At 51.5% G+C, this 25,803-nt stretch carries 10 protein-coding genes, 1 tRNA gene and 1 pseudogene; 7 read left to right on the top strand and 5 right to left on the bottom strand.

Translation table 11 applies throughout. The annotated features are described in order from the left end of the window. The first annotated feature begins 400 nt into the window (after window positions 1-400). Window positions 401-1,360, top strand: a complete 960-nt coding sequence (locus SH451x_RS24350) for a transposase (RefSeq protein ID WP_479359886.1) — start codon at window positions 401-403, stop codon at window positions 1,358-1,360. A 50-nt stretch (window positions 1,361-1,410) separates the two neighbouring features. Next, window positions 1,411-3,018: a glycosyl hydrolase 53 family protein gene (locus SH451x_RS24345; protein ID WP_479359885.1), complete on the top strand. Its 1,608-nt coding sequence runs from the start codon at window positions 1,411-1,413 to the stop codon at window positions 3,016-3,018. A gap of 247 nt (window positions 3,019-3,265) precedes the next feature. Here SH451x_RS24345 and SH451x_RS24340 read toward each other — a convergent pair whose 3' ends face one another. Continuing rightward, the gene (locus tag SH451x_RS24340) at window positions 3,266-3,826 is read right to left on the bottom strand and encodes a CHAP domain-containing protein (RefSeq protein ID WP_479359883.1); all 561 of its coding nucleotides are present in this window, start codon (window positions 3,824-3,826) and stop codon (window positions 3,266-3,268) included. A 761-nt stretch (window positions 3,827-4,587) separates the two neighbouring features. Here SH451x_RS24340 and SH451x_RS24335 point away from each other — a divergent pair. Continuing rightward, entirely contained in the window at window positions 4,588-5,184 is a 597-nt protein-coding gene (locus SH451x_RS24335) for an RNA polymerase sigma factor (protein WP_479359882.1), read from the top strand. A 32-nt stretch (window positions 5,185-5,216) separates the two neighbouring features. Here the strand turns inward: SH451x_RS24335 and SH451x_RS24330 are convergent, their stop codons facing one another. Next, window positions 5,217-8,195, bottom strand: coding sequence for a bifunctional serine/threonine-protein kinase/formylglycine-generating enzyme family protein (locus SH451x_RS24330; RefSeq protein WP_479359881.1), 2,979 nt, complete (start codon window positions 8,193-8,195; stop codon window positions 5,217-5,219). Between the two features lie 418 nt (window positions 8,196-8,613). On the opposite strand from SH451x_RS24330, the gene SH451x_RS24325 reads away from it, so the two are divergent. From SH451x_RS24325 to SH451x_RS24315, 3 genes are read left to right on the top strand one after another with little or no spacing between them, the layout of a single operon-like run. Then, window positions 8,614-13,128 (top strand): type VI secretion system tube protein Hcp, encoded by a 4,515-nt coding sequence (locus SH451x_RS24325; RefSeq protein ID WP_479359880.1) that lies wholly within the window; start codon window positions 8,614-8,616, stop codon window positions 13,126-13,128. A 53-nt stretch (window positions 13,129-13,181) separates the two neighbouring features. Next, a complete protein-coding gene (locus tag SH451x_RS24320; RefSeq protein ID WP_479359879.1) occupies window positions 13,182-13,820 on the top strand; it encodes a PEP-CTERM sorting domain-containing protein in 639 nt (212 codons plus the stop codon). Window positions 13,821-13,862: 42 nt separating this feature from the next. Next, window positions 13,863-15,437 (top strand): methyltransferase regulatory domain-containing protein, encoded by a 1,575-nt coding sequence (locus SH451x_RS24315; RefSeq protein ID WP_479359878.1) that lies wholly within the window; start codon window positions 13,863-13,865, stop codon window positions 15,435-15,437. 36 nt (window positions 15,438-15,473) lie between these two features. On the opposite strand, the gene SH451x_RS24310 is transcribed toward SH451x_RS24315, so the two are convergent. Then, a complete protein-coding gene (locus tag SH451x_RS24310; RefSeq protein ID WP_479359877.1) occupies window positions 15,474-16,559 on the bottom strand; it encodes a TIGR03032 family protein in 1,086 nt (361 codons plus the stop codon). A gap of 430 nt (window positions 16,560-16,989) precedes the next feature. On the opposite strand from SH451x_RS24310, the gene SH451x_RS24305 reads away from it, so the two are divergent. Next, the gene (locus SH451x_RS24305) at window positions 16,990-23,625 is read left to right on the top strand and encodes a choice-of-anchor Q domain-containing protein (RefSeq protein WP_479359876.1); all 6,636 of its coding nucleotides are present in this window, start codon (window positions 16,990-16,992) and stop codon (window positions 23,623-23,625) included. A gap of 509 nt (window positions 23,626-24,134) precedes the next feature. On the opposite strand, the gene SH451x_RS24300 is transcribed toward SH451x_RS24305, so the two are convergent. Both SH451x_RS24300 and bioB read right to left on the bottom strand, forming a co-directional pair. Continuing rightward, a tRNA-Pro gene (locus SH451x_RS24300) sits at window positions 24,135-24,209 on the bottom strand. Window positions 24,210-24,570: 361 nt separating this feature from the next. Then, a pseudogene (gene bioB / locus SH451x_RS24295) lies at window positions 24,571-25,575 on the bottom strand (biotin synthase BioB); the annotation flags it as partial. Window positions 25,576-25,803: the final 228 nt, after the last annotated feature.

Here is a 25,803-nt window from a genome sequence, read left to right as displayed (position 1 = left end):
GGCAAGCTGCCCACCGCGAAGACAACAAATCATCGGCAGTAGGATTAAAGGCAAGATCATCCTAGCAACTCGGCAGCAAAACTGCAAAGAAAAGAGAATTTGCGTCTTGGAAGGCCTGGCGCTGCCCCGATCTGGCACTATTAAGTGTGGCACGACTGCACAGAGCCAGGCCTAGTTGACGAACAGAAGCAGAAAGCAAATCCTCGGTAATTCAGGGCTATTTTCTGACTTTTACGCCCGCCATCTTACATCAAATTTCCAAGTTAGTAGTTTTTTGTCGATGTATTTTAGTCGCAAACGAGATTGGCCAGGGCCTTAGCGACTTAAGAACTTGTATAGAAATAAGGTCCATCCGGTAATTTCGTGAAGTTGGTAGAATCAGGGCTGGAGGAAATCAGCCATGCAAGACAAAGAATTATATCAACACATCCTTGGACTCAACAATCCGTGGTTTGTTCAAGAAGTCGTTCTGGATCAAGTAGCCAAAGAGATTGTCGTTCGAGTCAACCACCCAGATCAAGCAACATTCTCGTGCTCGCAGTGTGATCACACTGGCGCATGCTATAATCATGCCGAAGAGCGACGCTGGCGGCATTTAGATTCGAGTCAATTTAAAACAATCCTCGTTGCGAGCGTCCCGCGTGCCCAATGTCCTACGCATGGTATCAAGTATGTCGCAGTGCCTTGGGCAGAAAAGCATAGCCGGTTCACCTTGCTCTTCGAACGTTTGACGATCGACGTGCTGCGAGCAACGCAAACGGTCAAAGGAGCCATGAACATCTTAGACATTAAATGGGACCAAGCCTGGAACATCCTGCAGCGTGCTGTCGAGCGTGGCCAAGCTCGCAAGCAAGCCAAACCAATCCCGCACCTTGGTATCGATGAAAAAGCTTTTCGCAAAGGCGAAGAGAGTTTGAGCGAATCACAAAGCGAAACGTTCGCGTCGATTTATCATGGCACGATGCAAACAGCGAAAGCTTGGTGCTCCAAAGAAATTCTTCGAGGACTTTGGGACCAGTGCGATGCGAGCACAGCGACGCAGTATTTTAACAAGTGGTATCGCAGTGTGATCCATACGAAACTTGAGCCGATGAAGTCCGTAGCCCGGACGATCAAAGAGCGACTGGGCAACGTAGTTAGTTACTGTACGCATCGGATCACGAACGCTGTGGCCGAAGGGATGAACAGTAAGATCCTGTCGATCAAAAGGCGAGTAGGCGGCTATCGCAACGTAGAGAATCTCAAGACTGCAGTTTACTTCCATTGCGGCGGATTAGATCTCTACCCACGAAATTCCGGATGGACCACTGGTGAGCCAATCCAAAGTAGGGCAAAGTTGATTAATTGTTTTCAGTGTTGAACTACTATTAACTGCGGGATCGCGAGTAATCACGAAGTTGAGTTTATACCATGGCAAGTAAAACACTATTTCTACATCGAGTATGCATATTCATGCTGACAGTGACTTCAATTGCTTCGATTGAAAAGGTTCTGGCTCAGTCGAGTTCAGGCTCGTCGTTCCACAAACCTAAACTGCGTCTTGGGGTCGACGCCAATTACTCCCTCGACATGGAATCCAGTGCATCAGAATGGCGAGACAATAGCGAACCCGTTGATTTATTTAGAATGATGGCGGCACGCGGCGTTACTGATTTCCGGATACGACTGTGGACCAAAGACGAAGGGACGAACGGCAGAGATTACGCGACCAAAGTAATGAAACGTTCGCTCGCAGCTGGATTGAATCCGTACTTGGTAGTTTTTTTGAGTGAAGACTGGGCGGACTTGATGAAACAGCCAATACCAGAAGTATGGAAATCGCTTTCGTTTGAAGAGCGAAAAGCGGCGATCGAGGAATACGCTTTTGACATCGTGACCCATTTTCGTAGCGAAGGCTTGAGCAACCATTTGTATGAAATCGGAAATGAAATTGATTATGGAATCTGCGGCGAGTATCCGGGTAAGAGCTCCAAGAAGACTCCACTCGCATTGCAAAGAAGAATTTGGCCGAGGTCTGCTGAATTAATCAAAGCATGTCAAGCCGGTGTTCTCAAGGCAGATCCTGATGCAAAGTTCATGTTGCATATTTCCCATTGGTGGGATACAGATTTTTGTATTGCATTTTTTCAATTCATGAAGGATCAAGGCGTCCAACTCGACGTCGCTGGCCTCTCGTATTTTCCGTCTTCGAATATCGGTGGCTCTAGAGATGTGCATGAACTTGGCCAGTGCGTTAGCAGTTTAGCCAAAGCCATTGACCGAAAAATAGTAATTGCTGAAACAGCATATCCAAGTACTCGTGATTTTCGAGGTCAGTTTTCGCGATGGAAGTACGAAGTGATGGGTTATCCCATGACCGAGTCAGGGCAACAACGTTGGATTGAAGATTTGATTATATTCTGTAACACACACCCTGATATCGAAGCTGTTTATTACTGGAGTCCGGAATGGTTCGGAGAAGGAATGTGGAAGGGTTTTGCGTTATTCGATCCTAGCGGGAATAGTAAGACAGCATGGAATGCGTTTACAGGAGACCACTTGAATCGCCCGGTTTTGAAGCGGTCCTATTTTATCGAGCTCTCCGGTGAATCGCTGTTCCCGATTCCAGTTGATGAAGCCAAGTCGAAGCTGAAGGAATCGGTGAAAGAACTATTGAGTAAGACCAACGGAGTAAACGTAGAGCATATTCGAATGCTGGAGCAAACGAACTTGGTAGTCGACAATTATTCGGTGAATCTAAAAGCCTCGCTACAGAAGAATCTAAGTATGAGGCTCTCGGATCAGCCTATTGAATCACGTGCTTCGAGTGAGAATGTCACTGCAGCAAACTGGCTAGCGATGACGCTGAACTCGTTGGACGTACAACGGCAACGAATAGTGCTCGTGACTCGAGATGGGTATACACCCAGACTTCAAGAGCTTACTCAGATTATTAAAACGCGGGGATTTGAAACCGATATTCACTTGCTCAAACAAGACCAGCCGATTGTTTTCGGAATGAGCGACGCCGAGTTCTGAGTTTTGAGAAAAATTCTTACTTTCGCATTTCAGCGAATGAAAGCAGAAGACGAGAAAGCAACCGCCATTGATTTTCGGTAAGGTTGCTAGAATATTGGCGCTTCATCGCTATGACCCCGTATACCGTTTGGGATTTTTTAAGCAACGGTGTCATAGCGATTGTTTTATGCACATACCGATTTCGGGACACGCCTTTAGATTTGGTTATTGCATCGAGTTCGCTGACCAATTTGTAGCGTGTTCGAAATTACCATCGAACTGGGCGCCAGTAGGTCATGGTTCCACTGGTGAGAAATTTAACATCTATTACTTGCTGCGACACAGCCCCTCCAATCGGCGCATTCTGGTGTAACACGGTTAGTTTAGAACCATTGAAACTTAGAAGAATTGCGGTGTGATGGAACATTTCAGATTTTCCATTGTAGCCGCCGGAACTCCACTCGAATAAGCAACCCTCGAATTGGATCACATCACCTGGTTGCGGCATGGTGTTTATTACTTGAGCGCCCCAGACGTAACGGCTTTCCACTCGAAAGTCTGCAGGTCGGGCTCCTGAGTATGCCAGATGCATATTTACTATATCTGTACATTGACCGCTACCAACCTTCTTTCCAATCATGGATAAAGCATATTGCAAACCTATCCTATTGTCTGGAATCGACATGATGCCGTATGTACTTGGAGGCAATGCTCGGTTGAAGTACGACCTGTAATCTTGGGCATTCGCGGTATCTGGGCCTAGAGCGATCAATGCAATCAGTGCTACTTGCGCGAATGACACAGTCTTCATGATATTTATCGTTTTCATCTTGTCCTCGTGGGGCTATTGGTAGCCAACCGAATTTGGAGATAGAGACATAAAAAGGCCGTCTCTTCGCCTGACCGGATGCCTAAATTGACAACAGTCTGCATTACCAAGCGAGAACACTTAAAGAGTGTTACAAAATCGAGAGCAAGGAAAAATAGGAAAGGTGTTTTAGCGAGCGTTGATTGCTCAAATTTGGGTTTGATTCGGTGTGCCTAATCAAACTTGGCTGAACCTGCATTAACTCGACCGTGCAAGTGGCCGCAGGATTGCTCTTGCCTGCAATCCTGAACCTCTGAAGTTATTGTGCCAAGTGGCTGATCGTCATGGGCTGGGAGGAGATCGCCCGCAGAAACCGCCCGCGATGGACAGTCTCACTCATATTTGCTGCGTGATCTGTGTGCCCCAGTACTTCATGCCAGATCTGAGAAGTTGTCGCGTGGGACGTTGGTTCTGAATGGTAACGCTATGGGCCAAGAAACCCTTGACGATCGTATTTCGCGTATGGAAGTAAATTGGTTCACAGATGGCGTTTTTGACAGTTCCTAAGCACAAAAAGCGACTGCAGCGCGATTTTTCGGCGCAATTCGTTGAGTCTGATGGTTTAAGTGTTAATTTGTATTGCTGGCAGTTGACATTCTTCAAATACAATGCACCTTGTCTCTTGCCCCATTTCAATCATTGCCGTCGAATTAGTTAGCTCGTTTCGTGTTCATTTCAAGGTTCTGGTGATTAGTGCTGGTTGGTAGGACTGGAGGAATACTTTGACGAAGTCAGACAGCACCAGTTCAGCCAACGTTGCTACTAGAAATCATCTAACTCCCGTCAGCTTGCTGTATCGTTTGCGTGATCCTAAACACGTTTCTGCTTGGGAAAGCTTCGTTGAGCTCTATACACCTTTGCTATTCGCTTGGTCAAAGCAGTTGGGGCACCAGGAATCGGACTGTGCAGATATCGTTCAAGACGTGTTTGTAATTCTCTGGCGCAAACTTCCCGAATTCGAATACGATGCGAACCGCAGTTTTCATGCATGGCTTAAGACAATTTTTCTTAATCGATATCGTTCAGAGTTCCGCAAGCACACACTGCCACCAAGGGACATTTCGACCAGCGACCAAACAAGTGATTTGGAAAAGATTGCGGATGACGAAGAAAAGAATTATCTCATCCGCCAGGCGTTTCGATTGATTGAGCAAGATTATTCAGAACTGCACCAGCGTGTGTTTCGGGCTTATGTCATGGAAGATCGGCCACCTGAGGAAGTCGCGGCGGAGTTCGGAATTCAAGTAGGTACGATCTACGGAATCAAATCAAAGATCTTAAGCCATCTGCGACAAAAACTTGAGCGAATCTTTGATTGAGCAGCAGCCAACCTGTTACGTGCTCTGCTCTGTTATTCGATTCTCACTCTGGCAACGCGAAGTCCTAAATCGTAGTACGTCCATGGCTCGGTGGGCTCAAGAACAAAAGTAGCTTTACAACGTTCGGCATCATCTTGCCACGCCCCGCCGTGAATCCATCTAGCACGCTTGTCGGGAAGGTTTGCTAGGTCATCGCACCACTCCCATACGTTGCCATGCATGTCGAATAGTCCTAGACGGTTGGGAGGATAGACGCCTACTTTGCAAGGCCGATTTACACCACTCTCTTTATAATTTGCCTGGTAGGACGAAAGTGTTTTCGACGGTCGAGCAAAGTAGTACATGTCTTCCGCGTCGAAGTCGTCCGACATGGGGCCGCCTTGGCAAGCGTAAATCCACTCGGCCTCGGTTGGAAGTCGGTACTTCCATTCTGCATCTGCTTCAAGCTCATTGAGTTTAGTCAAGAAGATTTGGCAATCGGTCCACGATACCGTTTCGACGGGCAGCCTAGCTTGTTCAACCTCGGACAAACGGTTAACTTTGTCGGCGCCTGCGCCATTGCTGCTGAAGTAGCTTGGACTAGTACCCATGATCTGACTCCATTGCCCCTGAGTTACCTCAAAACGACCAAGATAAAAATCGTTGTCAATTTCTATATCCTTGGCACTTCGGTACTCTTCAAGGTTGCCTTCTCCGCGAAGTGTTTTTCCCTTGGGTATCAGCGCAAACTCCATACCGATGCCATTGATGAAAGCGGGTTCTCTAACCAGCCATTGCTGTGGCGAATGTTCTGCAAGTATTTTCGCTGCGGGCTGCCCCTTGATTAGTTCAAGGCTTGAGATGCCCTTGAGTACGTCGTACCAACCATCTATTTCGTAGTCAAATTCGATCCACTTCAAAGGCCAGTTTTTAGCATAGGAGATGTCTTTCACGGGAGTATGTTCCATTAGGATCTCCTCGATAGCCGCATCCTGAACGGGTGAGAGGTCCGAAACATCTGTGTCGTTGAAATACAATCTTCGAAGTGGCGCGCCGTGCAGTGGCGTGAGGTCGGAGACCTGCGATAAGTTTACGCACAAAAATTGTAGTGGAGCACCGGCCAGTGGCGTTAAATCCATCGGTTTTCCATTCCCGCCAACATTCAATTCTTCCAGTGGCATACCGCGAAGAGGCCTTAGGTCATTTCCGCTCCAGCTCCACAAATTTATAAGGCGTAGTGGCATTCCCTCTAGTGGCTTGAGATCTGAGATCGGAGAGTAGTCAAGCCCGAGTTCTTGCAGCGGCATGCCTTGCAGCGCGTTCACATTGGATATTGCATAACCATCGCGAAGCCGCAGTTGCGTCAATGCAAAATCCTGAATGGGACTCAAATCAAGCGTTGCAAATTCGAAAGTCCCATCCCCTTCGATGGTGAGTGTCTTAAGCGAGTTGAAATCTCGAATCGCCTCGATGTTTGAAATACCTTTACCCTTGATGGTTAGTCCTATTAGTACCCCTTCTTCCACGGTTGGGCGAAACGCACCTTCGAAGGACGGATTGTCGAGCTTAAACTTTTCGAACGCTTTCTTCAAACGTTCGTTTATTGTTTGATTCAGAGGATTGCTATGAACAAGCTCATCCACGTCCAGCGAAGCGAGCGCCGTTGCATTGGCAATTTCAGCCTTAGAATTTGGTTGCAAGTAGAAATAGCCGAACGAACAGATCAATGCAATTCCCGAAACGCCAACGATCATTCGTCGACGATAGGAGACTTGCCTTGTATTCGCAACGGCAAGTATTGGTGCGGAACGACTTGTTGCGAACTCGGCGATTCCCAGCTCTTGCTCGCGCCGTACTTCCTTCAGTTCTGTCAACAATTCGCGCGCCGTCTGCAGTCGCTTGCTGGGCTCCTTTTCCAACAACTGCATTGTTATCCGTGACAAACGCAGTGGAATTGCTGAATTGCAATCGGAGGGAGAGTCTGGCGTATTCGTCGCCAGTGCCATCAATGTTCCTAACGTGGAATCCGATTTGAACGGCACCTCTCCGGTGCACAGGTAATAGATCACGCAACCAAGCGAAAATAGATCCGATCTTGCGTCGGTTGATTTTTCGCCGCGCGCTTGTTCGGGAGCCATAAAGGCTGGAGTTCCAACAATGGCGCAGGTTTGTGTTAAGTGAGTGTCATCAACTTCTGTTCGCGCCAAACCAAAATCAAGGATCTTAACGCGTGGCGTGCCTTCTTCGCTTTGTTCAAGCCATATGTTGCCCGGTTTGATGTCGCGATGAATAAGTCCTTTCTCATGCGCGTCGGCAAGTCCTTTAGCGACGCCGATCGCGACGTGGACAATCATGTCCAGACTAATTTCTTCACTCGATCGAATCGCATCATCGAGCGATTGGCCTTCGAGCAACTCCATTGCTAAGAAAGGGACATCGTTCTCTTCGTCGACTTGATAGACGGTAACAATATGATCACTCCTTAAACTTGCTGCCGCGCGAGCTTCGCGAAGGAATCGTTGTCGTGCGACTGGGTCGGCTGCGATTTTTGGCAACATCACCTTTAAAGCGACGCGGCGATGAAGCTTGGTGTCTTCCGCCAGAAATACCGATCCCATTCCACCGGCGCCCAACAGCTTTAGGATCCGGTAGGGCCCCAAACGACCGAGCGCACCCGGCGTAGGATCGGCCGAGAAAGCAATTGATTCTGAGTTCGGATTTGAAGCTTGATCTGCTGAATAGTTAGTCGCTGAAATTCCTGCTTCGGATCGATCAGGCGCAATCATTGGAATCAGTTTAAGCCGCTCGACAAGTGGCTGAGGCGTCTGACTCGCAATTGTGTCGAGAGCATTCGACTCGCTCCGCAGCGCCGTGGCCAAGGTACTTTGCGAGAAAAGTGGGCCGACCCTTTTCTGACATTCCGCACAAAACTCTAAATGATCGGCCAAGTCCGAAAGTTCCGGATCGAGCAAATTGCCCTCGAGCAGATCTGCCAGTTCACTGTCCTTGGGGCATGGTTGCTTATTGTTCATGGACAGATTGACATTCAGCCTAATGTTAGCGGTGTGGCACAAGCCGCCCGGTTCTTCAAAGTTTGAGCCCAAAATACACCGTACGGCTTGCGCCGTAACGCTACGAAGCAAATCCTTCACCGTACGGCTTGCGCCGTGACGCTACGAAGTTGCCCTTGTTCTAAATGAAGTACGCAGGAAACGCGAGATTCTTCCGCAAACGGAAACAAAAACTTGTTCGCGGGGAATCTTAACTTGTAGGCGACTTGACGAATCTTTTCGAAAAATCCAAAAATCGCGGAAGATTACTCAAACTCGCGAGTACTCTCATTGTCTGCGAAGGTCCTGGCCTGGAATTTCGCCCTGAAAACCTGTGAGTACATCCGTAATGCGGCTTTCCAAAACTCGATCTAATAGAAAACCGGCTCGAAACGCGTTGTTGAGTTCGGCAAAACATTCGAGAAATCGACGTTTGCTGGTAGAAGCCCTCGAATCTCGGCAGTTGCTGGCGGTCACTGCGGTGATCGATATCCCTGGGATCAATGGCGGTTCGGTGGTTGAAGGTGCTACCAGCACCGATAGTAACATTGATGCTTTCCACTGGGGCTTTAATCGCGAATCAGTATCCGAGCTTCCAGTGTTTTCCAATTTGGAAATCCAGAAGCGGATCGACACTGCCAGTCCCGATATGATTACCCAATCGCTGTTAGGCCCGGTTTACGCCAAACCGGTGGTCTTGCGATACCTAGAGGGCAGCGACGTTATTACACCTGGTACGGAAATCCTGAAGCTTGAGTTCGGTAACGCTCAATTGACTTCCTTCCAGGCAAACAACGACATCGACGAAGCAGCCACCCTCTCGTTCGGCAATCTGGCCATGACGGAGTCGATCGCCAAAGATCCTGCGACCGGAGCTTTGCTGCCTGGCAAGCGAACAGCGTCTTTTAATCTGTTGAACGGGACGGCGACCGGCGCGAGCATCGTCAATCCTCACCCAAATCCCGCTGCGACTATAACCGATCACACCACGCTTCAAATCGGTGGCGCGACTCTCGATATTGACTCGTTCGAATGGGGTGCGAGCACTTTCATCGACATAGGAACTATAACTGTTGATCCACCTGAATTTAGCAACTTGGACATTACTCGAGTCCTCGATCAAGCCACCGCAGGATTGCTTTTTGCTGGCGTCAACGGGCAGACGTTTCCTGAGATCACGATCCAGGATCGAAAAGCCTTCACAGATGAGAACGGCAAAACAGTTTTTCGAACGACCTCAGAATGGAAATACTCCAATGCCTTTATCTCTGGATTCGCGCTCCAAGACGAATTGGGAGACGGCTCGGCGCCAGAGAACAAGCTGTCGTTCGGATATTCGAAAGTCACAGTTCGATACAACCAATTCGATACAAATGGTATCGATTTAGATAAATCTTTAACCTGGGGGTATGACTTAGTTACGAGAAAATTGGAAGGAACAGGTAATTTTGGGCTTGAAAAAATTGGTCTTAGCGTTAGTGCCGAACACGTTTTCGACTTCGACGGTGATCGAATCAATGGAAAGGGTGCCCTGGCGTACCATACGCTCGACTGGCAGCTTTCCAGAGACCCGGTTGACTCAAAAGGGCCATTTGGCGCATTCTCTGTTGAAGCCGACCTAGAAGCGTCCACTCCCGCCATTCTAACCTTATTGAGTGGCTCCGGAATTACAGCAAAACTCGGTGTCGATACGAACCAGCGACAAGACCAATGGGAGCTAAATTCAGGTTTTATTACGGGCTATCGGGTGAAGGGGACCGGAAGGACTGCCGAGCCAACGATGCAATTCGAAGTCCAATTCAGTAACGCTACCCAGAATTGGAAATCAGATCTGGACTCGAAAGGCAAACAAGTCACTCTTTCAACTGGCAACTTTGATCAAACCACCCAGAAGACATCGACGCCATTGAATCTGGGCAAAGCCGTCATCGAAACTCCATTCGAGCTGGAAATTACCGATAGCAAGGGTACAAAAAGCGAAATTCCGATCTTGAACGCTGGTGCGAACTTCGAAGCCTCGCAGGGGCAGGGATTACCAGGCTGGTTCGAGTTCGCTTCGCCTCGCGGGATTCATTCACCGGGACTGTTTCAAGCAACCGCAACAGCCGCTCCGCTCCCTTCTGCAAATCTAGTGCGTTATCAGACGATCAATGGTCAACGCACCGAGCAGTACCGCTGGGAAATCACCGACACCTTCCTTGCCGATTATTCGACCAGCTTGACGGATGAGCCTGCAAATGACCGCGAGTTTTTCTCGCTGGCGCTGGAGCAATCCAAAGTCTCCGTGATTTATCGCGACGTCGATAAATCCTCAACGAAAAACTACTTTGCAGGTTGGGATTTTCAGGAGAAAAAGAATCTAGATATTCCAAATGGCTTTACGCTAGGCCCACTGGGGCTGCCGTTGTCGAATAGCGAGGTCTCGCATGTCAATATTAACGATAATGGCGCGACGCCTAAACTCGATGGTTATCGTTTTGGTGCTTCGCTGCCGGTATCGAATCCACAAAGCGACGGAAAACGGACCGTTGGTAAGGCAACTTCGCTAGGCAGTAACTACACGATCAATGAAGGCCCGCTTCCCGCTTTGTTCAACGCATTCATTCTTGACGGCGAAAGAATAAGCGTCGAGTCCTTGATTGGCCGGACAGACGCGGAACGGCAAACCACGAAAATCACTAATGACATCGCGCTAACGACGTATAGCTATGGTGATTCAATCGATTCGTCACAACTAGAAATAAATATCACAGTCGTGGATGCGCCAGGCCAGGTGAAGTCGAAACACGCTACAACCACGGCTTCACCAGAAATAACGTGGGACTTGTCGAAAAATACGACGACACACGCCGGTGGATTTGGTGGATTTCAATTCGCTGTTGGAAAAGAGCCGACAACCATATTGGAAATTCCCGCTCAAGCGACGATTCCAGGCGCGACAGAGAAAACAGAACTGAAGATCGATAGTTACAACTGGTTGACCAGCAACTTCGTTTTCCAGTCCGTCGGTACCAAAAGTGCGCCGGTCCCGTTAGCCACTCGGGATATCGCACAGCGAGTTACATTCGATTTGGCGGCAGATTTAACGAATGCATATCCGGGACTTTTGCACTCGCTGGCTTCAGGTCACCAGTTCCCAGAACTGAAGATCACGCAACGCAGAAACATCGAGTTGCCCAATGGGGACGTCGAGTATCTGCCATACAGAGAATGGACGCTTCAAAATGTCTATTTGACGGATCTGACTCAGTTTACCAACGATAAAGCCATGAGCGTGGCGGGCTCGGATTTGAATCTGAGCCTGAGTGTCGGCAAAGTGGTATCAAAATTCTTCGATTACGACGACACTACCAAAGCTGCTTCAAGCTTTTCAGCACGGAACTTTGCTTCACAAACACTGAAAAGCACCAGTGGCAGCTTTGCTTTGCTAAATACGGAACCCGTTTCAACGATTACGAATTCTGTCGACTACATAACACCGCCCGTTTCTCAGGGGATAGGAAACCAACTAGCGTCTAGCTCCAACACTCGCGTTATACCGCTATTGAACTTTTTCTCGGACGAACAAGAGGCTGCTTCCAAGCTAATCTACACCTACACCATTCTCGATAACGAAGGACTTTTCGACTCGGTCGACATCAACACCCACAAAGAGTTGATCTTAGATTTTGCCAACGGACAATCTGGAGTCGCAACCATCCGTGTCGATGCCATGGATGCTTTCGGATTGATTGGCAGCGATACTTTCGATATCGGCGTGGATGTCGAAGTCGATTTAGGTGACGCTCCGGCTCCTTACCCAACTTTGCTGGCCGACAACGGAGCGGCCCACGTAGCCACAGGCCCGCGGCTTGGTGCGCTTCGAGATGCCGAAACAGATGGTCAACCCAATGCGAACGCGACTGGCGATGGCAACGACGAAGATGGCGTGATGTTCGGGCGCTTGTTGACTTCCGTCGACATGGCAGGGGTCAACGTAACGCTCGAAAATGCATCGTCCGCCTTTGTCGATGCGTGGATCGACTTTAATCGGGACGGCGATTGGGACGATCCAGGTGAAAAGATTCTAGACAGCATCGCTCTCGTCGCTGGCTTACAAACTCTGAATTACAGCGTGCCATCCGGTTTGACAACTGGCATTGTTAACGCTCGAGTGCGAGTGAGCTCCAGCGGTGGTTTAAGCCCAACCGGAATTGCCGATGATGGCGAAGTCGAAGATTATCAAATTGATGTTCTTGGCCCAGCAACGGTGGTGAACCGTCAAATTTTCTACAACCGTTCCTTCTTTGACGGTAGTACTTTTGCCGGCGGAGTGTTGACGCTCGATGGTGCCAACGACAGTGCCGCAATCGATAGCTCCAAGACACCGCTGCTGCCCAACGGGACAGCAACGCAAGCGAACTATACGAGTTACTCGCGCGGCATCAATGGAATATTCATAGATGTCCAAAACTTGCCTGGCCCCATTACTGCCTCAGACTTTACCTTCCGTGTTGGCAATTCCAATACGCCCAATAGTTGGACTACTGCACCTGCTCCGGCATCCATCGTTGTGTTACCTGGTTCTGGTCTGAATGGTTCCGATCGCATCCGAATCACTTGGGCAGATAACGCAGTCCAAAAAACATGGCTACAAATCACTGTTAAGAAGACCTTCAACACTGGCTTGCTAGCAGACGACGTTCACTACTGGGGCAACGCCGTGGGAGAGACTGGCGACTCAAGTGCAAATGCGCAAGTGACGCTCGCTGATGTTGCGATTATTAGGGCATCGCAAACTGGCTTTGGGTTCGCCGCTTTGACAGATGTTCGCGACCTGAACAAAGATCGCCGCATCACACTAGAGGATGTGGCTCTAGCTCGATCCAATCAATCAGGTTTTACTCCTTTAAGACTCATAACCGTCCCTGCATAGTCATTCCCCTGAGATACATAACAAGATTCTAAAAGGCCTGGAGAGCTGTTAAAATGTTAAACGCGAAAATTGTGTTAGGTTTCTTGGTCACACTCGGATTGCTTTGCAGTCACGGCAGTGCAGCGATCATCGTGAGCTTTGGAAACAACGGTGTTATTGACCTGCTGCCTGATACTGCGGGGCAAGTGGTAGAATTCAACGTTTCCGGTGGTGATCAATTCGATGGCCTAGAGTTGGACCTACAGGTTGGCGATGGAGGAGTAGACCTGGGCGGTGTTCTGACGGGCCCCACTATCACGGGTATCGATCTTACAACTCTCACTATTTTCTCGGCGAGTGGACCTAACCAAGCCGACGTTGTTACCTTTTCGTTGGCGCGACAGAGCTCAGTGGATACAGCGTCGTTAGTGACAGCCGACGGTGTTATTGGGCGAGTTACGTTCGATACTACTGGGATCGCAGCGGGTGAATTTGATCTGTTACTCACTGGCGTTGCAGGTTCTTTCAATACAACATTCTTCAGTGGCGCGACTCAACTCCCTGCAACAATTCCCAATGGCACTTTGCGTATCGCTGCTGTTCCTGAGCCGAATACGATTGCACTCCTTGCTATGACCGGAGCAGGTTTTGGATGGTGCCGTCGACGAAAGGCCATCCGAAATCAAATGTTCAAAATAAAGATTGAACCCTGAACATCGGCATGAAATAGTCCCAAAGAGGCATAACAACTGCCAATGTCAGACACTACCAGCTACGACGAAGTTCTCTATCCTAACTACGTGCATGCTCAAACGCATCCTGATCGACTCGCTACCATCGCGACGTTATTTGGGATGGAGCCAACTCCCGTCGCCGATTCGCGAGTGCTGGAACTAGGTTGTGGACGCGGCGGGAATCTTATTCCGCTGGCCGTCAGCTATCCTAACAGCCACTTTCTCGGCGTTGATTTGTCCGAGCGTCAGATTGCTGAAGGGAAAGACCTGATCGAAACGTTGGGGCTCACGAACATTGAACTGCGAGCCCAAAGTGTGCTCGACTTCTCCATTGATGAAGGCAAATTCGATTACGTGATCTCTCACGGCGTGTTTTCGTGGGTACCGGAAATTGTACGAAATAAACTTCTCCAGATTGCTCGCGATCATCTGTCGCCGCAAGGCATCGCGATCATCAGTTACAACACCTATCCTGGTTGGCATCAACGCCGCATGATTCGGGATATGATGCGTTATCACTCGCGTTCGTTCGAGGAACCGAAGAAACGCATCGAGCAAGCCAAAGCGTTCTTGACGTTCATGACCAAAGCCGTTCCCGAAGATAGTGCCTACGGCCGGTCGCTTCATGAGGAATTTCGATCGCTTTCGAATGTCGATGAATCCTACATCTTTCATGAACAACTAGAGGAAGTCAACGAACCGATTTACTTTCATGAGTTCGCTGCGTTAGCCAAAGCGCACGGCCTGCAGTATGTAAACGAAGTCGAACTTTCGAACTTGCAATTGGATCGTTATCCGCAGCAGGTCGCGCAGGTGCTGGCAGGTTTAGAGGTTATCGAACGAGAACAGTATCTTGATTTCTTAACGCGTCGAACGTTTCGCCAAACGTTGCTTTGTCACGCTGAAGTAAACGTGAATCGCAACGATATGGCAAACCGTGTTGATCGAACACGTGTATCCTCGTCGGTTATGGTCGGCCGGACACTGGACGCATCTGCCCTTGGTAAACCGATGGTCCTCGACGGTATCGGCGGAGTTAAAATAACCATTGCCGACCCGATGATCCAAATGGCGTTTCTCTTGCTCGCAAAAGCGTGGCCAGATTCGATACCCTTCAACGATTTGTTGGCAGCGGTGCGCCGCGAGTTGTCAGCAGGAAAGGTCGTTGTGCAAAGTCAGCAGCAATTCGAACATGATGCGCTTTCGATGGCTCACTCACTGGCGCATTGCTTCGTCATGGGCGTAATGCAACTGCATACAGCGGCCTCCAGTTTTGCGGCAACGATTTCCGAGCGACCGACGGCATGTCCATTGGCAAGACATCAAGCGACCAGCAGCAACTGTGTGACCTCACGACAACATCGTCCCATCACTTTAGATCCAATTTCGTGTTATCTGCTGAGTCGGTTAGATGGAACGGCAAATTGTGATGACTTGCTCGTCGGGCTAACTCGATTTGTAGAAGAAAAAGGGATCAAGCTCCAGAAGGATGGTCACGTTATCACGGCAGAATCCGAGGTGAAAGAAACGTTGCTCCAATCGATCCGACCGAGCTTAGATCAGCTATGTCGTCAAGCTTTGCTCGTGAGCGTCTGACGCAAAGCTTTCCCAAATTCAAAAGAATCCGCGACCTCACGTGCGATATTGATTGGGTACACGTTGGAGATCGGAGTCTGGGAGGATAAAGGAACCGTCGAGCAATTTTAGGTCATGATTGACTAGGTCTGGATAGCGAATCCCAGGTACGACTCTGACGGCGAAAATCTCTTGAACGGCGTCTTCAAATTTTACCCAACCAAGAATCTTGCCGGTGTGGATGTGAATTGCCCAGACGCCACACGTACGTTCTTGTTTTCGTTCAGTGATCGGAATGCCGCTGAAGACAGCAGATTCGCGGACCTGAGACAGCCCGACGAAGGCAACTGGGCCATAGAAATCTAAACCTCGAGTAAACCCTGGGACTTCCGCGATCGGATTGTAAGCATGCGCGGCTTCGTCAACACAGCCAATTGTTCCGCCGCCTGATTCGAGCACCCATAGACGATCGTTGTACCACCGCGGCGAATGAGGCATCGCCAGTCCATTGAGCAAAACTTCGTTGGTCGTCGTATCGATTACGATACCGCCATCCTTCTTGCGTGTTCGCCAGCCGGCCGCTTCGTCACTCTGGCCCAGGGCGGTAACGTAACGAATCTTGCCGTCGCGCAGGCCAAGTCCATTCAAGTGACAGCGATCCTCGGGTGCAAGCGATGTGATAAATGGCGGCTGCCATTTCGGAAGGAAGCTGAATTGGATACTGCGCACGGCAAGGCATGAGAACAGCGTGTTGACGAACCAAAGCTCATCGTCGACCCATTCCATTTCGTGGATCTGCATGTCGCCTGTGACATGGCCAACTCTTGGCATGAAGCAGCGGTCACACTTACCCAGCGGTTCCATCTTGGGAGCAACGGCATCATTCGCGTGATACTCCCAAACCTCGTGCTGAGTTCCGATGGCTAGCTGAGGGCCACGCAATGCCAGCCCCATCGGTTTTGCAAAGTTGCGGAAATGAGTATTCAGAATTCCATCGTCAGCTCGCAACATCACCAATTTGCCTGCTTGGTACGTCGTAACCATCAGGGAAATATTCAGTTCTGCAAGCAGGGCAGGAAACGTGTTCGTGTGAACGCTGCGAAGAGGTTCCTCGCCGACAGTGGCTGTCGCTGAGTCTGACATCGAGGAAACCTCTTGTTCGGGACGGGATTGGTTTTAGTTGCTTCGCAGAGCAGCATAATCGTGAAACCAGAAGCGACAAGCGCAGCCGCAGCAAATCTTACAGGCACTTCTGAGTAAACCCGACCGCACGACCCCGCATGAAGGGAGTACGTTTCATCAATGGCTGGCAGACGTTACAGCAATGCAATCGAAGTAGCCTTTTGGTACTCGGTACTGGCCTACTTTGAAGATTCTTCCAATTTTAAGGAAGAATCCGTTTCTGCCTGCGTACTCATTCATGTATTCCTATAGTTGTCTAGCAAAACGAACGCCGACTTTGAACCTGTACGCAGCCATGACATTAAAAAAGAGAATCCGATCCCTGCTGCAACATGCGTTCGCGACCAGGGCGCGTCGCCGCAGGTATCGACAATGTCGCTCTAAACTGAGAATGGAGCAGTTAGAATCTCGCCGCTTGCTTGCCACCTTTCTTGTCAGCCAAGTCACCGATAGCGGCCCAGGCAGCCTGCGGAACGCCATCGAGTTGGCCAATTCCCAGCCGGGGCCAGACGAAATCGTCTTTGACGCCGCAACGAACGGGACAGACTTTCTTCTGGCAGGCACCCAGTTCCAAATCACAGAATCCCTCACGATCACCGGCAACGGAGCCAACGACACGATTATTGACGCACAATCGATGTCGCGGATCTTTGACATCACCAGTGATGCCGTGAACGTCTCGATTTCCGGGGTGACGCTGAAAAACGGTCGCGTTGCGGGGGCCGGTCTGCAGGTGGGTGGGGCGATTCAGAGTCTGGCAACCGGGACCCTGTCGATCTCCAGCAGTGTGCTCAGCGGGAACACGTCCGATGACACGTCCGGGACCCGTGCCTACGGCGGGGCGGTGTTCGTGCAGGGCGGGAGTTTGTCGGTCTTTGGCAGCACGATCAGCGGCAACACGGCCGACTGGGGCGGAGCCATCTACGCCAACGGTGACAGCGACGTTTCGATCACGTCGAGCAACGTGGATGGCAATTTCGCGAGCAATGACGGCGGAGCCATCTACGCCGGGTTCAATGGACAGGGCGATGTCACGATCACCGGCAGCACGCTCGAAAACAATAGCTCGCAGGTCCGTGGCGGGGCGATCCGAGCCGACAACGTGACGATCACCGGCAGCGCCCTGAACCAAAACACGGCGACAACCGAGGGCGGGGCGATCCATGCCGATGGCAACGTGTCGGTGACGAACAGCACGATCAGCGAAAACACGGCGACAACCGAGGGCGGAGCGATCCACGCGGGCGGAAACGTGACGGTGACCGGCAGCAGCACGATGAGCAGCAACACAGCCAACGGCAATGGTGGAGCGATCTTTTCCATCGGCTCGACGGAGGTGACCAACAGCACGCTCGCAAACAACTCCACGACTGGAGATGACCACCGAGGCGGTGCGATTCACTCCACCTCTGGAGCCGTGACGATCAGCCAAAGCACGCTCTCTGGAAACTCAACAGCGGGAAGTAGTGCCGATGGCGGGGCCATTTACGCAAATACCGGTGCGGTGACGATCAGCCAAAGCACGCTCTTCGGAAACTCCACGGCGGGATACTTTGCCGATGGCGGGGCCATTTTCGCAATTACCGGTGCGGTGACGATCAGCCAAAGCACGCTCTCTGGAAACTCAACAGCGGGAAATAGTGCCGATGGCGGGGCCATTTTCGTAAACACCGGCGCGGTGTCGATCAGCCAAAGCACGCTCTCAGGAAACTCCACGGCGGGAGACTTTACCGATGGCGGGGCCATTTTCGCAGATACCGGAGCGGTGACGATCAGCCAGAGCACGCTGACACTGAACAACGCGGCTCAGAGTGCCGGAGCGATCTACAGCGTCTCATCGCCTGTGACCATCACCAACAGCATCGTCGCCGGGAATACCGCTGTCGCTGGCACGGCTCCGGATGTTCACAAGTCGCCCGATGTTGGCGACACCTTCATCGTTACTAACAGCCTGATCGGCCGAAACAATGGCACGGGGCTGCTGGCAACCGTTGGTACAACTCCCGGCGAGAACGGAAACCTCATCGGCGGGGACAACACCGGTGCAGCGATCAACCCGCAGCTTGGCCCGCTTGCCAACAACGGCGGACCGACGCAGACGCACGCGTTGCTGATCAACAGCCCGGCCATCAATCGAGGCAGCGATACTCTGGCGGTCGATGCCGCGAACGGGAACTCTCCGCTGACCACCGATCAGCGAGGCAATCCGTTCGCTCGCATTTTCGATACGACCGTGGACATGGGAGCGTACGAGTTTTTCACCGGCCCGTTGGTCGTCAGCACGAACGTTGATGAATCGGACGGCGACTTCGGCAGCGGCGATCTGTCGCTGCGGGAAGCCACCGAGCTCGCCAACCTCAGTCCCGAGACAAATTCCATCACCTTCGCCCCAACGACCAACGGCACCGAGTTCGACCTGTCCCTGAATGAGATGTTCGTCACCGACACGCTCACGATCACCGGCAACGGAGCCACCAATACAGTCATCGACGCTCAGCAGTTGTCTCGCATCTTCAATTTCACGGCCGGTGACTTCACACTCAGCGGAGTGACGCTGCAAAACGGCAAAACGACTGCTATGTTCACCCCCGGCGGTGCCATCGCTTCGTCGTCTTCAGGCCTGCTCACCATCCAGAACAGCACGCTCTCCGGAAACTCCACGCAGGGAGGCGGTTCCAGGGGCGGGGCCATTTTCGCATCTCAAGGTGCGGTGATGATCAGCCAGAGCACGCTCTCCGGAAACTCCACGCAGGGACAGACCGCCGATGGCGGGGCCATTTACGCATATTCCGGTGCGATGACGATCAGCCAGAGCACGCTCTCCGGAAACTCCACGCAGGGAGGCGGTTCCAGGGGCGGGGCCATTTTCGCAGGTTTCGCTGCTTTGACGATCAGCCAGAGCACACTGACGTTGAATGCCGCTCAGAGTGCGGGTGGAGCGATCTACAGCTCTTCCTCGCCCGTGACCATCACTAACAGCATTGTCGCCGGGAATACCAACATCAATGGCACAGCACCTGACGTTAGCAAGTCCCAACAAGGTGACGCCTTCACCGTCACCAATAGCCTGATCGGCCGCAACAACGGCACGGGGCTGACGGCAACCGGCAATACTCCAGATCCAATCACCGGCAACCTGATCGGCGGAGATAACGACGGAGCGGCGATCAATCCGCAGCTCGGCCCGCTCGCCAACAACGGCGGCCCGACGCAAACTCACGCTCTGCTGGCCACCAGTCCGGCCATCAACAAGGGCAGCACTGCTCTGGCAACAGGCTTGACCACCGATCAGCGAGGCAATCCGTTCGCTCGCATTTTCGATTCGACTGTGGACATGGGAGCGTACGAGCGGCAGACGGTGGCTGGTCTGAGTTTGATCGTGGATACAAATCAGGACGAGAACGATGGAAACTATAGTGCCGGGGATTTGAGTCTTCGTGAAGCGATCGGTCTGGCCAACGGCAGCATTGGCACAAACACGATCACCTTCGCCACCTCGACCAACGGCACCGAGTTCGACCTGTCGCTTTTTGAGATGTTCGTCACGGATACTCTCACGATCACTGGCAACGGAGCCGCCAATACGGTCATCGACGCTCAGCAGGCTTCCCGCATCTTCAATTTTTCGAGTGGTGACTTCACGCTGAACGGCGTGACACTGAAGAATGGCAGACCGAATGCAAATCCCGAGGGTGGTGCGATCAAATCTACGTCCTCTGGTTTGCTTTCCATCCAGGACAGCGTTTTGATCGGTCATCGCTCTCAAGGAAGTTCAGGTGGTGGCGCGATTTACGCGGACACTGGGGCGGTCACGATTACCCGCAGCACACTCTCGATAAACTCCACGAATGGAACCGGTACCAGGGGCGGAGCCATATTCGCAGGATCTGGTGCTGTGACGATCAATCAGAGCACGCTCTCGGGAAACTTTACCGAAGATCCTAACGCAGACGGCGGAGCCATATTCGCAGGTTCTGGTGCAGTGACGGTCAATCAGAGCACGCTCTCGGGAAACTTTACCGAAGATTCTGACGCAGACGGCGGCGCCATATTCGCAGGTTCTGGTGCAGTGACGGTCAACCAGAGCACGTTCTCGGGAAACTCCACGAAAGCAACCTTTACCAAGGGCGGAGCCATTCGCACTAACTCCGGCGCGGTGACGATCAGCCAGAGCACGCTCTCCGGAAACTTCACGGCATCTACCAACTCTAGTGGCGGCGCGATCTACTCAAGATTTGGCGACCTCGCGATCAGCCAAAGCACTCTCTCTGGAAATTCCGCGACTCTCGAGGGCGGTGCAATCGCCATGTATGGTGGTTCATTGAATCTTCATCAGAGCACGGTCTTCGGAAACTCGGCAGCATTTCGCGGGGGCATTGCCACGATCAGTGTGAACATCTCGATCAGCAACAGCATCGTGGCAGGAAATCTTGATAACGGCACAACTCCCGACATCAATTCAACCCCCGAAGGCACCTTCAGCGTCACCCACAGCCTGATCGGCCGCAACAACGGCACCGGGCTGACGGCTTCAGCGACACCCGACGCCAACGGCAACCTCATCGGCGGGGCCACCGATCCACTGAAGATCAATCCACAGCTCGGCCCGCTCGCCAACAACGGCGGCCCGACGCAAACTCACACTCTGCAAATCAACAGCCCGGCGTTCAATCGAGGGAACAATGCTTTGGCCGCGGGACTGACGACCGATCAACGCGGAGCCGGTTTCTCTCGCACACGATTTGGCATTGTCGATATGGGAGCACTTGAATCCACCGTGCTCGATTCCCCGGAAGGCACGACCGGAGCGGATGCCTTCGTGCTGACCTATTCCGCCACAACAACCGCCGGAACAGTCACCGTCACGGTCTCGACAGGTGCTGGCCCGGTCTTCAATCTCGGCACATTCCCGATGAACTCGCCGCTGACCATCAACGGCCTCGGCGGCACAGATTCCGTTCGCATTGTCGGCACCATTGGAGCCGACACGTTCACCGTGAACAGCAGCACCGCTTTGACCGTCAACGGAGCGGCTCTGACTCTCACCAGCATCGAAACTCGCACCCTGGCCGGTGCAGCCGGCAGCGACACTTACCGGTTCGACACCGATGCGGCCCTTGGAACATGGACGCTGGATGAATCCGGCGGCGGCACGGACACGATCGATCTGGCTCTAACGACTACTCAGGCTGTGGCGCTCAATTTGGGCCTTGCCACAACTCAAGTTGTGAACGCCAATCTAAGTTTGATCCTGGGCTCAGCCACGCACTTTGAAAACGCCATCGGCGGCTCTCAGGGTGACACGCTGACGGGGAACACGTTGGCAAATACGCTGACAGGCGGTCCAGGCAACGACACGCTCAATGGCCTGGGCGGCAGCGACACGCTTAGCGGCGGACTGAATAATGACACTTACATATTCAGTTCAGCAACGGCCGCGGAAGCAGATCTGGTGATCGAGGCGGCCAATCAAGGTACCGACACTTTGTCCTTTGCTGCCTTAGCGACTAGTGTCAAATTGCATCTCGGTTCGTTAGCTGTTCAGCCGGTTCATACCAATAGAACGTTGAAGCTCAATTCGCAATCAACCTTCGAGAACGTAATCGGTGGCTCCGGTGCAGATGCTCTTACCGGTAATCTTTTAAACAACTCGCTGACTGGTAACGCAGGCAATGACACGCTCATCGGCGGGGCTGGCAACGACACGCTCGTCGGTGGCGCGAATGACGATACGTACATCTTTGGTACGGCGACTACAGCAGAAGTAGACGTAGTGACCGAGCTTGCGAATCAGGGAACAGACACGTTGTCCTTTGCAACGCTAAAAACTCCTGTGAACCTGAGTTTAAATTCCATCGCAGCTCAAGGCGTTCACACGAATCGAACGTTGACCCTCAACTCTCAATCTAATTTCGAAAACGCCATCGGCGGTTTAGGAGCCGACACGCTCACGGGGAACTCTTTAGACAATGTGCTGACTGGTGGTGCCGGAAATGACACGCTTATCGGAGGTGCTGGTAGCGATACGCTCATTGGTGGTCTGCAAAACGACACCTACATTTTTGGTACGGCGACCGCTGCAGAAGCTGATGTGGTGATGGAAGCTGCGAATCAAGGAATCGACACCTTGTCCTTTGCTGCCTTAGCGACAAGTGTCAAATTGCATCTCGGTTCGTTAGCAGTGCAGCCAATTCATATCAATCGAACGCTGAAGCTTAACTCGCAAGTCACGTTTGAAAACGTGATCGGTGGCTCAGGTGCAGATATTCTTACAGGCAACAATTTAAACAACTCGTTGACCGGTAATGCGGGCGATGACACGCTAACGGGTGGTGCAGGAGACGATACTCTCTTTGGTGGGTTGAACAACGATACATATATTTTTGGTGCAGCGTTGAGTGCTGAATCGGACTTCATTATCGAAGTCTTAAACCAAGGAACAGATACGCTTTCATTCGCGTCACTAACTTCTGACTTGACCATCAATTTAGCATCCAGTGCCGCTCAGCCAATCCACACAAATCGCATGCTACGGTTGAATTCAGGTGGCTCAATCGAGAATTTCCTGGGCGGGTCAGGCAATGACCTTATACTTGGTAACGGACTGAATAACCTGCTCGATGGCGGCAACGGAAACAACGTATTGGTTGGCAATAATGGTGACGACACTTTAATATCGGGCAGCGGACGCGACATACTTATTGGCGGCCGTGGCTTGGATAACTTAAGTAGCGGTTCCGGTGAGGATATCTTGATTGCAGGTCGCACAACGAGCGACGCTATCGCGACAAATCTCTTAGCCATGCGCACAGCCTGGACCGCTGCGACTCCTTACGCCACACGCATCACAAACTTGCGAGCTGGAGTAGGCGTACCGGTCGTATCGCTGAAAGCAAAAGTAAATGTGCTGAACGATTCGGGAGAAGATGATGTTCTGACAGGCGGGGCTAGCTTGGACTGGTATTTCCGAGCCGTCGATGACGCCATCACGGACTTCTTTGCCTCCGAGGTCATCGATTTGTTATAAGATCGAGTGCCGTGGCGTTTTTCAGTTCGTAAATCACCTGCTGGTGGACTACCAAATCCAGCTTGAGACTGATCGAGAACTCACGATGCGAAAGCGTGATTGGGGTCTCGATGGACGCTTCTGTGCCAGCGTTCTACAGGCGAACGAGTAACTCTCGTCGGTAAACGGATTCGTCACGCAACCGGCCGAGTTTGCAATGAGTTGCAAAAGTGTATCACATCACGGCATCGTCGATCTCTCGCATGTCGTCTTCCGAAAGACGCGAAAAAGTGAACGGGCAGTGGATGGGCATCGGGGGAACGACAGGAAGATTTTGCGACAGAAAAATTGAGCTCCCGCTGACTCTGTCATATTCTTGTGGTCGAATGTTCTTGTCGTTTTGGATTAGTAGCAAGTCGACCGATTCAAGGATCGCGTTTTAGAAAGGTTTGCTCATTGACGAAAGTCTCTGCGCCCCAATAAAAAAAGCCCTTCGACGAAATCGCCAAAGGGCTTGTTTTAAAAGAAAGTCGGGGTGATAGGATTCGAACCTACGACCCTCTGGTCCCAAACCAGATGCGCTAGCCAGACTGCGCTACACCCCGATTACTGTTTCTGCGATTTTAGTTAGACGCATGCGATTGCAAACGTCGCCGAGCCGGGATTCTTAAAAATACCAACCGTCGCGTGACAGGCGGATTGTTTTAACGAATCCTCGTGACTGTCGCAACGCGTAATTTTGCAATTCCAACGCCAGCCGTCGGCATTTCCCAAAGGAAGTTTTCGCGAACACAGCTCAAGGACCGTTTCCAGAACTAAAGGTTCAGACAAAACAATTTAGCTACGTCCAAACTATGTATTTGCAGAGCATGCATTAGCCGAAGTCCCACAACCGCTTCCGCACGCTTGATTTCCGGAACCGCAATTTTCCAAATGCGAGTCCTTTTGCAGCATTTCCAGGCCCAATTCGGTTTGTCCTGTGATCTCGAATCCTAGGTCCTGAATCATCTGGTAGTCAGCATCCGCAGCTTGACCAGACGTAGTCAGATAGTCGCCAACAAAAATGCTGTTGGCAGCATACAGTCCAAGCGGCTGGAGGCTTCGAAGGTGCCGTTCTCGACCACCGGCGATGCGAAGTTCGCTGGTCGGGTTCACAAAACGGAACATGCACAAAGCCCTCAAGCAGTCGCGTGGAGTCAGATATTCTTTCTTCTCCAGCAGCGTGCCATCGATCGCATGGAGGAAGTTGAGGGGGATGCTTTCTGTTTGCAGGTCTCTCAGTTCAAAGGCCATTTCGACGATATCCGAATGACTTTCCCCCATCCCGATGATTCCTCCGCTACACAGCTGCAGCCCTGCTTCTCGGACGTTTTTGAGCGTTTCCTTGCGATCGGCGTAAGTGTGCGTCGTGCAAATCTTTTCGTAATGTTGCTCGCTGGTGTTCAAGTTATGGTTCACCTTGTCGACCCCAGCGGCCTTTAGCCGAGCCGCTTGCTCTTTATTCAACAAGCCTAAACAGGCGCAGACATTCAGGCCGTACGTTTGCTTGATTTCAGGCACAATCGACTCGACGGCTTTCATCTCGCGTTCGTTGGGAGCACGACCGCTGATGACGATGCAATATGTTTTCGACTGGCGTTCGGCGGCCAATCGAGCACCTTCCAAAAGTCGGTTTCGATCGAGGATGGTGTATTTCGGAACGGGAGCGTCCGAATTCTTGGATTGAGAGCAGTAGTGGCAGTCTTCAGGACAGAGGCCACTTTTGGCGTTCATGAGAAAGTAGAGCTGAACGGATGTGCCGAAGAACTTGTGCCGGATACGGTACGTGGCTGCTAGAAGCCCGGGGAGCTGTTCGTCGGAGCTTTTCAAAATAGCAAGTGCATCCGACTTGTCAATTTTGAGTCCTCCGATGACCGAAGTCGCTAAGGAGTCGAAGTTCAGGTCAACTTGCTGAGGAATGGGCGCGTTCATGAAGAAAATTCGTCGGGACGTTGGAAAATAGCTTCACATTGATACGCAGTTGATTCGAGTCTCCCCTGGCTCAAGCGAGTGGAGTGCCGCGCAGGTATCAATATTATTGATTATTGGTCGTGTCGATAGGCAGATTAACGTAACTATGCCCACTCGTCCACCAATGCGGAAAATGCCCCAGCTTGGTTGATCTGGGGAGCTCCAGAAAAAGTGGCGCTATAAATAACA

The organism is Njordella aestuarii (genome assembly GCF_056494165.1).
The sequence above is the reverse complement of the archived record's forward strand: the minus strand, read 5'-3'. Positions and strand labels throughout refer to the sequence as shown.

Coding starts and splice junctions, on each gene's coding strand:
- SH451x_RS24350 (WP_479359886.1), top strand. CDS start 401: ATGCAAGACAAAGAATTATATCAACACATCCTTGGACTCAACAATCCG.
- SH451x_RS24345 (WP_479359885.1), top strand. CDS start 1,411: ATGGCAAGTAAAACACTATTTCTACATCGAGTATGCATATTCATGCTG.
- SH451x_RS24340 (WP_479359883.1), bottom strand. CDS start 3,826: ATGAAAACGATAAATATCATGAAGACTGTGTCATTCGCGCAAGTAGCA.
- SH451x_RS24330 (WP_479359881.1), bottom strand. CDS start 8,195: ATGAACAATAAGCAACCATGCCCCAAGGACAGTGAACTGGCAGATCTG.
- SH451x_RS24320 (WP_479359879.1), top strand. CDS start 13,182: ATGTTAAACGCGAAAATTGTGTTAGGTTTCTTGGTCACACTCGGATTG.
- SH451x_RS24315 (WP_479359878.1), top strand. CDS start 13,863: ATGTCAGACACTACCAGCTACGACGAAGTTCTCTATCCTAACTACGTG.
- SH451x_RS24310 (WP_479359877.1), bottom strand. CDS start 16,559: ATGTCAGACTCAGCGACAGCCACTGTCGGCGAGGAACCTCTTCGCAGC.
- SH451x_RS24305 (WP_479359876.1), top strand. CDS start 16,990: ATGGAGCAGTTAGAATCTCGCCGCTTGCTTGCCACCTTTCTTGTCAGC.